Source organism: Chloroflexota bacterium (genome assembly GCA_016219275.1).
Taxonomy (GTDB): Bacteria; Chloroflexota; Anaerolineae; order UBA4142; family UBA4142; genus JACRBM01.
Genome location: JACRBM010000024.1, coordinates 71623 through 83545, shown reverse-complemented (window position 1 = coordinate 83545; position 11923 = coordinate 71623). Strand labels below are relative to the sequence as shown.

Here is an 11923-nt window from a genome sequence, read left to right as displayed (position 1 = left end):
TCCGAGAGTTCCCGGCTTGAGTCGGAGGGGGATCCACCTCCGGCTCTTGTAGCGCGGACATGCGCGCGAGCGCGATCCGGAGGCAGGCATCGGATAGTATTGAAGATTGCCAGCCCGGCTCGCGGAAACGCGAGGCGGGTTTTGGTTTTCAGAAAGGAGGAAGATGCGAATTTCTGTTTTCCAACAGTGTCATTTCGAGCGTAGCGAGAAATCTCGTTGTCGCAAGTAGATTTCTCGTCGCTCCGCTCCTCGAAATGACAAGCATGCGTAACATCCAATTTCCAAATCAAGGAGGAGAAAATGAAAACGAAATTGTTTTTGATTTGCGTGCTCGCGCTCTGCTTCATCGCGCTCGTCGCATGCGCCGCGCCGCTACCGACCGCAACGCCAGTGCCGCCACCACCAACACCGGTACCGCCACCCGACCCAGCGTCGCTGATCAAAGATCTGGTGGGCGTACTGAATGCCGGCAACGTGGATGCGGTGATGGCTTTCTTCGCGGATGCCGCGACTCAGACCATGCAGCCCCCGCCCGCGGGTCAATCGGGCGTTTGGACTGGCAAAGAGCAAATCCGTGGTTTTTTCCAGGGCTTGATCGCCGACCACTTTAGCGTTGAGTTGAGCAATGTAAAGGTGGCAGGCGACAAGATCACCTACACCTGTACATTTTCCACGGACAGCTACAAGAAACTGGGCGTCGCTCCAATCGTCGCGGTGGAGGATGCTGTGTTTGAGGGAGGCAAGATCAAGTCTAAAACAATAACCGTGACGCCCGAGTCGCTGGCGAAGATCCAAGCCGCGATGGCGGCGGCACAAGCCAAGGCGGCGCCCGCGCCAACCACCGCGCCGGTTGCTGGATCAGAAGTTCAGGCAAGTAAGAGCGAGGATGTGCTCGGCGTTTGGCTCGTGATTTCTGCTTCTGGAGAGAGTCATTGGGAACATGCGGCAAACGGTGAAAGGTATGCCACCGCCATCAGCGGTGCGCTGAAAGGAATCAAAACAGTTGCTAAGTACTGGTTTGAGAGCGATCTGTACAAAATCCAATACCCGCAGAGTACTGGCGAGCCGAATTCCACCGCGGTCGGCACATACCGGGTCTATGTGACGAAACAAGGAGCAAACGCCATTCAACTTCGCTTTGTGGTGGTGGATGATGCGTATACGCAACGCGTTACCCGGATGACCTACCGACCGTGGACGCGCGTTGAGCAATAGCCGCTAGCGCGTTGAGACGGAGAAAGGACAAGTGCTATAAGTCAATACTCCTATCGTCAATCGTTGACCATCAACCCGCCGTGCGCTTGCGCGGCGCACGCAAATCACGTAAGGAGATGCTTGTATGAAACTCAATATCGTATTGCTCGTTTGGGCTATCATCGTCGCGCTGTTCGGGCTCGGCTTTTTCTTCGTCCCTGAAATGCTACTGGCTGGTTACGGAGAAACCGCCACCCCAGCGCACGTTGCTATGGCGCGGTTGTATGGAGGCGCCAGTCTGGCATTGGCAGTTCTGGCATGGCTCACGCGTAGCATCACCGACCCGTCGGCGCGCCGGAAAATCGTCACTGCCATTCTCGTTTACGCGCTAACGAATCTGGTGGTGTTTCTGAAAACCACGCTCATTGATGGCAACAATAAACCGTCTGCCTGGTTCAACGTGATTCTGGTGACGGTGTTTGTGTGTATCTACGGCTATTTCTACATCACGAAAAAGGAATAGCCAATTATGTGGGGGGGATGCTGACGCAGGCATTGCAATTGCATTCGAGTTGTCGAACCCGACTCGTGCTGTTGCGAGCCGGGTTTTGTTTTTGAGCTGGACAAATTTGGAAATTTGTCCAACCGTTCAAGGATGACAAAAATGAAAACGAAACTGTTTTACGCAGGCGCGCTCGTGCTCGCGCTCTGCGTCATCGCACTCGTCGCGTGCGCCGCGCCGACGCCAACCGCGACGCCAGTGCCGCCGACACCTTCGTCTGTTCCACCGACGCATGCACCCACTGTACTTCCAATTCCTACGCGCGTACCCTTGACAGCGCCAACCGTTATCGCCGCGATGGGTAGCAAGGAATGGAATTACGCTGTGCTGGGTGATTCTTCATCCTGGGGTTTTATGCGAGTCTTTCCCAAATACATTGAGGAGGATTTAGGTGTCAAAGTCAAACTGCTTGTGTGGGCGTTCGGAAATCTTACCAGCGCAAACGTGTTGGAACAATTGCGTAGCGACAAGCAGGAACGGCTTGAGGTTAGTCAGTCGCAAGTAGTGACCTTTTACGGCAACCCATTGCATCTTATTGGCACGCGCATTACCAGCGGCAACGCCAGTGACAAGTACGATTGCTCATCGCAAGCAGTCGCACAGTACAAAACAGAAATGGGCGCGATTGCCGACGAGATTTTGTTACTGCGCAAAGGACAGCCAACCATCATCCGAACCTATACTCGATTCATGCCGTTTTACCGCATTTGGCATGCCACGGGTCAGTTCGAGGAATATCGGCGGTGTGTAGCGGCTCTCGACGCGGCAATTCTCCAGGTCGGAAAGGAACGAGGTATTTTGGTGGCTGACACAGGTTTGGCGCTGAACGGACCCAATCACGACCAAGACCCCAATGACAAGGGTTATCTCGCCGATGGAATTCACGAGAACGACGAAGGCGCCAAAGTTGTCGCAGATGTTTTTCGGAAACTGGGCTACGCGTACATCGTTCCCTAGTTCGCACTTGCGTACGCTGCCGCGCGTTATCTCGCGGCATTGCAACGCCGCGCGCAGCACAGATACAAGTGGGCGAAATTGTCGCGCGGCTGGGAGCCGGTTGATTGTTTAACTTGCTCTAGCGTACTACCAACGCGGTGATCATCGTGACCGCGCCGCGCGTGATGTCGCTCGGCGCGCAATCCACGACCCACATTCCCGATTCCTGGGTTTGGACGATCACGTCCACGCGCGCGCCCGGCGCGAGGTCGAGCGTGTCGGTGGGGTACGGCGAGGAGAGTATCCAGCCGTTCGTCGCGATCACTTGCATCGCGATGCCGTGTAAGTGAAGTGTGTGTGCGCGATAGCCCGCGTTCAACCACCGCACGCGCACGCGCTCGCCCGGTTTCGCGATGATCGGCGCGGTCATCGGAAAGGTTCGCCCATTGAGCGTCACGCCCGCGCGCGTATCGTTCAACAGCAGCGTGTAATCGCTATCGAAAGCCGGTTCGCTTTTCTTTTCCTTCGGCTCGACGATGATCGCGCCGGCAAGCCCTTTCGCGATTTGTTCCGCGGCGTTGTGATGCGCGCGATACAAATGCGTGCCCGCCGGTCTCGCGACGAACTCGTACGCAAATCGCTGTCCCGGTCTGATCGGCGGTTGCGCGACGTACGTCGCCCCGTCCATCACGTTCGATGTGAACAGACCGTGCCAATGCACCGTTGTGCTTTCCTTCAAATTGTTTTGCACGATCACGCGCACCTTGTCGCCCTCGGTCACGCGCAACTCCGGCGCGGGCAACGCGCTGCCGAACGAGAACATTGGTACTTTTTCTTGCAATTTGATTTCCCACGAAATTTCCTGGGTCGCCAGTTCAAAGACGCGCGTGTCACCTTCGACGCGCGGCGTGAGACGGCGCGGAAAAAATGTCTTGACCTGGTCTTCGATGTTGGCGACAAAGTACCGCACCGCTTTTTCGATGGCGGCATCCATTTCGTCGGCGGTTTGCGCGGCGGGCGTCGGCGTCGCCGTGGTTGGCGTGTCGCGCGTCGCGCACGCGGCGAGTCCTGCGCCGAGGGTGCTCGCGCCGGCGAGCGCGATAAATTGGCGGCGCGATAATTTCGATGGCATGATTCCTCCGTCACTCGTATTGGCGGGCGCATTATAACGCAAGCCGGGTTCGATGCAAGTTTTCTCTGCCATAGAGGTCATAGAGAGCATAGAGTTTTTTCGCTTTGACCTCTATAAAAGTTGTAGGAAAACACCAGATATTTGTCAATTGACGTATCGCGTAATCTGCCGATAATCAAGTACGTTCGTTCAATCGAAAATCAAAAATCCAAAATCGAAAATTAGGATTGGGGGCAATGATGAACCAAACACTTCGTTGGGGCGTTTTGAGCACAGCCAGAATCGGCGTCAACGCGGTGATTCCGGCGATTCAACAATCGCGCAACGGCATCGTCACCGCGATAGCGAGTCGCGATGCCAAGACCGCGCAGGACGCGGCGCGCGCGGCAAATATCCCGCACGCGTTCGGCTCGTACGAGCAGTTGCTCGAATCGGACATGGTGGATGCGATCTACAATCCTCTGCCGAATCATCTGCATCGCGAGTGGACGATTCGCGCGGCGGAGCACGGCAAGCACATTCTGTGCGAAAAGCCGTTTGCGCTGAACACCGCCCAAGTGGACGCGATGATCGCGGCGGCAAAGCAACATCGTGTCCAACTGATGGAAGCGTTCATGTATCGCTTTCATCCGCAGGTCGCACGCGCAAAAGAATTACTCGCCCAAGGCGTGATCGGCAAAATCAAAACGATTCGCAGCGCGTTTTGTTTTACGTTGAATCGTTCCGAGGACATTCGATTGAAAAAAGAAACCGGCGGCGGTTCGCTGATGGACGTTGGGTGTTATTGTGTGAACATGACGCGCTTGTTCGCCGGCGCGGAGCCGACTCAGGTTCAGGCGAGCCAGGTCACGCACGCGGGCGGTGTGGACGATTCATTCTCCGCGCTCTTGCAGTTTCCCGATAACGTCGTCGGCGTCTTCGATTGCAGTTTTCGCACGGACTATGTCGAGTGGGTGCAGGTTCAAGGCACGGAAGGACGTTTGGACGTATCGCGCCCGGTCAAACCGTTGTTGAATCCGGGTGAAATCATATTGCGCCAGGGCGAAAAATCGGATCATCTGGCGACGGTGAATACGATCACGACACCCGCTGCGAATCATTATCAATTGATGTGCGAGCATTTCGCCGACGCGGTGTTGACGGGTGCGCCATTGGCGTATCCGCCCGAATTGGATCGCGGCAATATGCGCGTGATCGACGCGCTCTACGAAGCGGCGCGCACTGGACGAGCCGTCCAACTGTAATTCGCTTCGCGCAAAAAAAGAGACCCGCTTGATGAAAGCGGGTCTCACTTTGTGTACCGATTACCGTCGTCGTCCGAACAAGCGCAACAGTAACAGGAACAAGTTGATGAAATCGAGGTACAGCGCGAGCGCGCCCATGATCGCGCCTTTTTGTTCGACCTCGCCGTTGTCGTTGACCATGAGACTCATCTGCTTGATCTTTTGCGTGTCGTACGCGGTCAAGCCGACAAAGATGACGATGCCGGCGAACGTCGTGACCCAGTAGATAACCGAGTTGGCGAAAAAAATGTTGATGACCGACGCGAGAATCAACCCGACGAGCGCCATCATCAACAGACTGCCCCACGCGGTGAGGTCGCGTTTGGTGACGTAGCCGAATGCGCTCATCGCGCCGAACATGCCCGCCGTGATGAAAAAGGTCGTCGCAATAGACGACAAGGTGTACGCCAATACGATGAGCGAGAGCGTTACGCCGTTCAGCGCGGCGTACGCGATAAAGCCGACCATCGCGGTCGTCACAGAGAGTCGCGCGATCATTCCGCTTAACGACCAGACCAACGCGAGTTCGATCAGAAGCAAGCCCCAGAAAAGCAAGCGGTTGGTGACCAATGCCATGACCAAGTTTTGTTGCGTCAGCGTGAACATCGCCGCACCCGCGGTCACGAGCAGACCCAGCATCATCCAAAAATAGACGCGGGTCACAAAGGCGCGTTGAACTTCGGCAATCATTTCGGGAGTGTACGATTGGGAAGACACGTTCGTGTTCATGGAATTCTCCTTTGCGTGAACGGCTTGGTATTTTCGTTGCGTCTATTTTATCACGATTGCCGATACCGTCAATAGTTTTGGGGTTAAATTTTTCTAACTTGGCGCAATTGTTTCGGCAGAATGCCCGCGGCGCGTGAATGGTTGGCTTAGGGCGCGATGGTCGCGCCGGCGAAATCGTCCAGAAGCGCATTGCCCGCGTCAATGAACCAGAGTCCGACCCGTCCTCCCTTGTTATCGAAGAACGAATCTACGCGCCCAAAGCCGATCCCTCTGCCGTTGACGTACACATCCACGATCCCGTTTCTGCCGGCGCGCGCGCCCAGTTGGTCGCCATCGTTCAAGGTGCGCGAAAAAGTTCGGACCGTGTTCCAACCCTTGGTCGGCACAAAGGTCTCGATGCCAATTTGCTTGGTGATTGCGTTGTAAAAGACGGCGATAACCCCAGTCCGCCACCCGCCTCCCTGTACTTTGAGCAAGAGACTCTGATGGACTCCATTCAGGTCTACATTGATGAATGTGAAAGAGGCGCCTTGGTTCGAGCCAAAGATGGTGGGATTCCAAATGACCGGACCGCCGCTGTTGACCTCGATCCGATTATCTGCGATGTGGTAGCCACTCTTTCCGGTACCAATCCAATTGCTCCCTAGTCCGCCTTCCTGCCGATTGAACACATCGAGGGGTGAAAACGTGACGGTCATTTTCACTTGATGGTAGCATCCAAAGAATCCGCATCCAGAGACACCGTGCGAAGGCGCTTGCAACGCGACGACCACTCGTTTGTAGGGACTATTCTGGATCACGACCTCGTTGGTACCCCAGAGGAATCCAGTATAGCTGTGACTCCCGCTCGTGACGGTTGGGCCGGAGCAATACGCCGGCGATGGAAACTCAATGTACTCTGGCGCCATTCCGCCGCCGCCGATATACTCCCAATTGGATTGGTCGGTTCGTTTCCCAAAGACGCTGTAGTTAAGGTGGTGATGTTCGCAGTTTCCACCCGGCGGCTGGGTCGCATTTGGGACGAAGGTCGTCGCGGGAATGATCGCAAAGGATTTGCCGAGTGGGTTGGCAATCTCGGTGTACGCCCAATTCCGACAATCTGTCTGATCCGAATCAGATACACCGTAGGCATTCCAATTCGGGGGAGCGACGGGAGATTCGAAATGATAGAGTACCGCGGTGACTGCTTCTTGATCAATCCGTGCGGCGCAGGTCTTGGAAAGCGCCTCCAGATCAATCTGCGCGTGAGCGACCTGGATTGGTTCTACTCTCGCCGCGATGCCTACGATCAGTATGGCAGCCAGCAACGTGGACGCACGAACGATGTGCCGGCGCGTGATTGTGAGTTGGCGCATGTCACACACTCCTTTTCCTCTAGTTGTGCGTGTGGGCGGTTGACGTACCAGCCCAGAGCAAATGTGCCGGAACGCGTTGAAGGAAAGAAACAAAAATGCCAATGTCCGCATCGGACATTGGCGTGACTTGATGTCAAAGTTGGGACGACCATTGTCCCTTCTGCAGTCTCAGCGGAACTCCGGCAACCGATTCTACTTCAACTACTGCAGATTACCGACACTATACCATAGTCTCGCGCCGCGTGTGTGTCAAGAAATTATCAGAGACGCGATGCGATCGAATCTATAACTTGTGCGGCAAAATAAACTGGTCATACCATTGGGCGACCGTACTCGAATGATCTCGCGCCCACCGCCTCCAGACCAACTGCACGTACTCGCGCACGCGCACTGTGCGCGCATCGAGAGTAGGCGCGCGCACAATGTCCGCGATGGTGAGACTGCCGGCGAAGGAGGGCGGCGAGAGCCACGCGAACCGCGCGTGTTTGGGCGGTTTGCCCTCGCGCACCGCGCGCAAACGAATCCACAGCGCGTTTTCCGGCGCGATGCCACGCACGAGGACGCCGTACAACGTCAGCAGATGCACCGCCACCGATTGAATCGCTTGATCAGAGGGTATGCCCGGATGTTGCGCGGCGTACGCATCGCGCAATAAATCGTTCAGGGGATCCGGCGCGAGAGGCGGTTCGCCGCCGTTCGACAGCGCGGCGAACATTTCCCAGCAACTCGACGACGCGCCGATGTAACGATGCGTCGCACCCGCGCCTTTGGGCAGACGCACGTCACAGCCGGGACACTGTTCGAATGTTTCGTCTGTCATCGCGATTTACGCAACACCTGTCCCGCGCGCGCATCGGTGTGCGTGCCGTGATCAATCGTGAGCGTGCCGTTGACGAAAACGTAATCCATGCCGAGGGGAAATTGATGCGGCTCGGTGAACGACGCGGTGTCCACGATGGTCGCGGGATCGAACACGACGACGTCCGCGAAAAATCCTTCGCACAGTTGCCCGCGCCGATCCAGACCTAGCATTTGCGCGGGAGCGTTCGTCATTTTCGCGATGGCTTGCTCCCAGGTCAACACCTTGGCTTGGCGCACGTACTGCGCGAGGACGCGCGGGAAGGTGCCATACGTGCGCGGGTGACACTGCACCTCGGAGAGCGGTCCTTGCGGCGCGCGCGCGGTTGAATCGGAACCGATAAAGACCCAGGGCGTTTTCATCACGGTTCGCACATCGTCTTCGTTCATGCTGAAAATGACAACCTGGACAGTGCCCTGATTCGCGATGAGCAAATCGCACGCGGTTTCAACCGGGTCTTTGCTCCACATCTCTGCGATTTGCCAAACCGATTTGCCTTGCAAGGCGCGATCACTGCGCGCGCCGACGATGATGATGTTGTGCCAGCCGGAATCCACCGCCGGATTTTCCCAGCCCGGTCGCGCGACGCGCACTTCGTCCGCGATGCGTGCGCGCGTGGTCGCTTCGCGCAATCGCACGACCATCTTCTCCGCGCCGCCCTCGTGCGCCCAGTCGGGAATGACCGTGCTCAGTCCGGTGCTCGACGCGATGTACGGGTATTGATCCGCACACGCGACGACACCGCGTTCGCGTGCGTGCGCGATGCGCGCGAGACTCTCGTTGACCTTGCCCCAGTTGCGTTTCCCCGCAGCTTTGTGGTGCGACAGTTGCACCGGAATCCCCGCGCGTTCGCCAATCGTCAATGCCTCGTCCACCGCTTCGAGCAAGCGGTCGCCCTCGTTGCGAATGTGGCTCGTGTAGATCGCGCCGTGTTCGGCGGCGACGCGCGCGAGCGCGACGAGTTCATCCAGGGTCGCATACGACGACGGCGGATAAATCAAACCGGTGGACATGCCCCACGCGCCTTGTTCGATTGAACGCGCGAGCAAATTTTGCATCGCTTTCATTTCGTCGTCGGTCGGCGCGCGCATGGCATAGCCCATCACGCTCGCGCGCAACGTGCCTTGTCCGACGAGTGTAACGTAATTCGTCGCGATGCCGGTCTGCTCGACGCGCTGCAAATACTCGTCGAGCGTTTCCCAGTCGAGTTGGATATTGTCGTACTGTTCGAGTGAGCGAATCATCTCATCGCGCGCGGAGCCGAGCAGCGGCGCGGCGGACTCGCCGCAATTACCGGTCACCTCGGTCGTGACGCCTTGATGGATTTTGCTTTCCATCCTGGGATTGAGAAAAATCGTTTCGTCCGTGTGTGCGTGCATGTCAATGAAACCAGGTGTGACGTATCGTCCGGTCACATCGAGCACGCGCGCGGCGGACGCGTGCGCGAGATCGCCGATGGCAACGATAGTGTTGCCGGCGATGCCAATGTCGGCGCGACGCATCGGCGCGCCTGTGCCATCAATGATCGTGCCGCCGCGCAAGACGAGATCGAGGTTTGGTTGCATGGAGTTTGCTTTTTGTAGGGCAAGTTTCCAACTTGCCAGGTCGCCAATTGGAAATTTGCGCCACAGGTAGGGCAAGTTTCCCACATGCCGGATCGCAAATTGGAAATGGGCGGTGCGTTACGCCAGGTTGAGGTTGTTGGTCGAGCAAGCCATCTCATCGTGCGTGGACAAGATCGGCGCGACGTTGGGATGGGTTGTGGCATCGCCAATTTGCTTGAGCAAGCGGCAAGTGATGAATCGCGATGCGGCGCGTTGGTATGCCTGTTCCCATTCGCGATAGTTTCGTTCTTGGCGCACATTCTCCCAGGGATAGCGCGAGGGCGGCTGATTCGCGCCGCAGCGCCAGGGCTTGGGCGTCAAGCGCGCGCGAAAACTTTCCTGTTGACGACAGAGCGTAACGTACAGGGGATCCGATTTGAGTCCACGCAAAACGGCAAGACTGCTTTCCTGGGTCGGGTCGAAGATTTCATTCGTAATCAAACAGCGCATTCCGCCAAAGGTGCGATAGACGCGTAGGGTCCAATCGCGATGCGCCTGCGCCCATTGTTCAATCGTTTGGAGATAGACGCGTTCCGATGCGGATACCGCGCGCGACTCCTTGTCCGAAAAATCAATATCAATGAACATGGCTTGCGCGGCATTGAGCACGAGTGCGCCATACAGATTTCGTGTGACGATGCCGATCTCGTTGCCGTTCGCGTTCTTGATGGACTGGACGATTTCTTCGCGCAGAGGATTTCTGCCGTAGGAATATCGATCGAGTTGTTGACCGTTCTGAAATTTCAACGCGATTTCGCGCGCCTTGTCGTTGGCGAGTTGCTGGGCTTGTTCGTAACTCGTGTCCGACCAACGCCAAGCGGTGAAGGATTCATTGGTGTCCAGCGAGTACTTGCCCTGTGCCCAGTACTTTGGAATCTTCATCATCGCCTCCGCGTCACAGAAATCATGTAGGGGCGATGCATTGCATCGCCCCATTCGCATTTTTCACAACGGATTTGGATGCGGCGGCGAGTCGTAGCACCCATTCACCGATTGATCGAAATCAATGATCGAGCCGGTCATCAGTCCCGATTCATCGCTGGCGAGAAACGCAATCGCTTGCGCGACCTCGCGCGGTTTGAGCAGTCGGTTGAATGGCTGTGAACTTTCTGCGCGCGCGAGCCAGGTATCGTCCGCGCCGTGAAACTGCTTTTGCGTTTGATCCTCGCCGGGCGTATCCATCCAGCCGATGTTCAATCCGTTCACGCGAATCTGGTCGCGCATCAAGGAGTACGCCGCGTTTTTGGTCAGCGCGGACAGCGCGGCTTTCGCGCCGCTGTACGCAAAAATAAACGGTTGCCCGCCGTGACTCGCCATGCTGAGAATGTTGACGATGCTTCCGGCGATTTTCTCGCGCCGCATGATCTTCGCTGTTTCTTGCATCAAAATAAATGGCGCGCGCGTGTTGATTGCAAACATGCGGTCGAAGAGTTCGGGTGACGTGTCGAGGATGGTGCCGCGATCGGTGATGCCCGCCGCGTTCACAAGAATATCCACGCGACTAAACGCGCGGTCGGCTTGTGCGATGACGTTTTGACAATCGCTCACCTGCGCCAAATCGGCTTGGACGAAAATCGTTTGGCACGGTAATTCTTGCGCGATGGCTTGACCGCGCTGGGCGTTGCGTCCGCAAATGACGATGCCCGCCGCGCCGCGTTCCGCGAACAATCGCGCGGTCGCTTCGCCCAGTCCTTGCGTGCCGCCGGTGATGACGGCGAATTTGCCGGTGAGTTGAGTGACCATAGTTTTACTTGAGATTGAGTTTGAAACGCGGAGCTAGTTTGCTCGATTTCATCGCGCCATCATTTGTAAAGAATTTCAGATTGCCTTTTTCGTCCACGATCCAAACTTCTTGCGCGCCGCGCGCCAGATACAATTCGATCTTGAATTCGATGGCGGCGTTGGAATTGGATGGCGAAACGATTTCGATGCAGAGTTCGGGTGCGCGCGGGTAGGGCGTTTTGTCGCCGTACTTGGCGATGAACGCGTCGCTTGCCCACGCGACATCGGCAACCTTGACGCCATCCGAGGTTTGAATCGAGCATTCGTTGATAATCCGTCCATCGCGTTTTTTCTTCGACAGCGCGAGTGCGACGGCGACCTGCAACATGCCGTGCCGATTGGACGCTGGACTCATTAACAGTTGCCCAAACTTGTTCAATTCAATTTTGAAGGGAAGATTCTGCAAGAGTGGATTGTTGATGACTTGAGACCATTCCATGCTTGCCTCCTTCACATTACGGTTGTGCGGAGCGTCGCTTCGTTCCGC

General features: G+C 56.6%; 12 protein-coding genes. 4 read left to right on the top strand and 8 right to left on the bottom strand.

Annotated features, from left to right (window positions below; translation table 11 throughout):
• The first annotated feature begins 300 nt into the window (after positions 1 to 300).
• The 3 genes from HY868_04800 to HY868_04790 all read left to right on the top strand — a co-directional run bounded on the left by HY868_04800 (position 301) and on the right by HY868_04790 (position 2713).
• Positions 301 to 1215 carry a nuclear transport factor 2 family protein gene (locus tag HY868_04800; GenBank protein ID MBI5301435.1) on the top strand — a complete coding sequence of 305 codons (915 nt, stop codon included), beginning with the start codon at positions 301 to 303 and terminating at the stop codon, positions 1213 to 1215.
• A gap of 124 nt (positions 1216 to 1339) precedes the next feature.
• Positions 1340 to 1717 (top strand): hypothetical protein, encoded by a 378-nt coding sequence (locus HY868_04795; protein MBI5301434.1) that lies wholly within the window; start codon positions 1340 to 1342, stop codon positions 1715 to 1717.
• A gap of 141 nt (positions 1718 to 1858) precedes the next feature.
• Entirely contained in the window at positions 1859 to 2713 is an 855-nt protein-coding gene (locus HY868_04790; GenBank protein ID MBI5301433.1) for an SGNH/GDSL hydrolase family protein, read from the top strand.
• A 118-nt stretch (positions 2714 to 2831) separates the two neighbouring features.
• On the opposite strand, the gene HY868_04785 is transcribed toward HY868_04790, so the two are convergent.
• Positions 2832 to 3824, bottom strand: a complete 993-nt coding sequence (locus tag HY868_04785) for a multicopper oxidase domain-containing protein (GenBank protein ID MBI5301432.1) — start codon at positions 3822 to 3824, stop codon at positions 2832 to 2834.
• A gap of 239 nt (positions 3825 to 4063) precedes the next feature.
• Between HY868_04785 and HY868_04780 the strand changes: the two genes are divergently transcribed.
• Complete coding sequence (locus HY868_04780; protein MBI5301431.1) at positions 4064 to 5068, top strand: Gfo/Idh/MocA family oxidoreductase; 1005 nt, start codon at positions 4064 to 4066, stop codon at positions 5066 to 5068.
• A 60-nt stretch (positions 5069 to 5128) separates the two neighbouring features.
• Here HY868_04780 and HY868_04775 read toward each other — a convergent pair whose 3' ends face one another.
• From HY868_04775 to HY868_04745, 7 genes are all read right to left on the bottom strand, one after another.
• Positions 5129 to 5836 (bottom strand): Bax inhibitor-1/YccA family protein, encoded by a 708-nt coding sequence (locus HY868_04775; protein MBI5301430.1) that lies wholly within the window; start codon positions 5834 to 5836, stop codon positions 5129 to 5131.
• A 146-nt stretch (positions 5837 to 5982) separates the two neighbouring features.
• Complete coding sequence (locus HY868_04770; GenBank protein MBI5301429.1) at positions 5983 to 7191, bottom strand: hypothetical protein; 1209 nt, start codon at positions 7189 to 7191, stop codon at positions 5983 to 5985.
• A gap of 283 nt (positions 7192 to 7474) precedes the next feature.
• A complete protein-coding gene (locus HY868_04765) occupies positions 7475 to 8011 on the bottom strand; it encodes a hypothetical protein (protein MBI5301428.1) in 537 nt (178 codons plus the stop codon).
• Positions 8008 to 9615, bottom strand: coding sequence for a D-aminoacylase (locus tag HY868_04760; protein MBI5301427.1), 1608 nt, complete (start codon positions 9613 to 9615; stop codon positions 8008 to 8010). Before HY868_04760 ends, HY868_04765 begins: the two co-directional genes overlap by 4 nt.
• Before the next feature lie 117 nt (positions 9616 to 9732).
• Entirely contained in the window at positions 9733 to 10536 is an 804-nt protein-coding gene (locus HY868_04755) for a hypothetical protein (GenBank protein ID MBI5301426.1), read from the bottom strand.
• Between the two features lie 63 nt (positions 10537 to 10599).
• Complete coding sequence (locus HY868_04750; protein MBI5301425.1) at positions 10600 to 11397, bottom strand: SDR family oxidoreductase; 798 nt, start codon at positions 11395 to 11397, stop codon at positions 10600 to 10602.
• Between the two features lie 4 nt (positions 11398 to 11401).
• On the bottom strand, positions 11402 to 11875 hold the full coding sequence (locus tag HY868_04745; protein MBI5301424.1) for a Uma2 family endonuclease: 474 nt from the start codon (positions 11873 to 11875) through the stop codon (positions 11402 to 11404).
• Between the last annotated feature and the right edge of the window lie 48 nt (positions 11876 to 11923).

What these genes read in the sequence shown, in the direction of transcription:
- HY868_04765 (MBI5301428.1), bottom strand. Translation starts at nt 8,011, where the DNA reads ATGACAGACGAAACATTCGAACAGTGTCCCGGCTGTGACGTGCGTCTG.
- HY868_04770 (MBI5301429.1), bottom strand. Translation starts at nt 7,191, where the DNA reads ATGCGCCAACTCACAATCACGCGCCGGCACATCGTTCGTGCGTCCACG.
- HY868_04750 (MBI5301425.1), bottom strand. Translation starts at nt 11,397, where the DNA reads ATGGTCACTCAACTCACCGGCAAATTCGCCGTCATCACCGGCGGCACG.
- HY868_04800 (MBI5301435.1), top strand. Translation starts at nt 301, where the DNA reads ATGAAAACGAAATTGTTTTTGATTTGCGTGCTCGCGCTCTGCTTCATC.
- HY868_04760 (MBI5301427.1), bottom strand. Translation starts at nt 9,615, where the DNA reads ATGCAACCAAACCTCGATCTCGTCTTGCGCGGCGGCACGATCATTGAT.
- HY868_04785 (MBI5301432.1), bottom strand. Translation starts at nt 3,824, where the DNA reads ATGCCATCGAAATTATCGCGCCGCCAATTTATCGCGCTCGCCGGCGCG.
- HY868_04790 (MBI5301433.1), top strand. Translation starts at nt 1,859, where the DNA reads ATGAAAACGAAACTGTTTTACGCAGGCGCGCTCGTGCTCGCGCTCTGC.
- HY868_04775 (MBI5301430.1), bottom strand. Translation starts at nt 5,836, where the DNA reads ATGAACACGAACGTGTCTTCCCAATCGTACACTCCCGAAATGATTGCC.
- HY868_04745 (MBI5301424.1), bottom strand. Translation starts at nt 11,875, where the DNA reads ATGGAATGGTCTCAAGTCATCAACAATCCACTCTTGCAGAATCTTCCC.
- HY868_04795 (MBI5301434.1), top strand. Translation starts at nt 1,340, where the DNA reads ATGAAACTCAATATCGTATTGCTCGTTTGGGCTATCATCGTCGCGCTG.
- HY868_04780 (MBI5301431.1), top strand. Translation starts at nt 4,064, where the DNA reads ATGAACCAAACACTTCGTTGGGGCGTTTTGAGCACAGCCAGAATCGGC.
- HY868_04755 (MBI5301426.1), bottom strand. Translation starts at nt 10,536, where the DNA reads ATGAAGATTCCAAAGTACTGGGCACAGGGCAAGTACTCGCTGGACACC.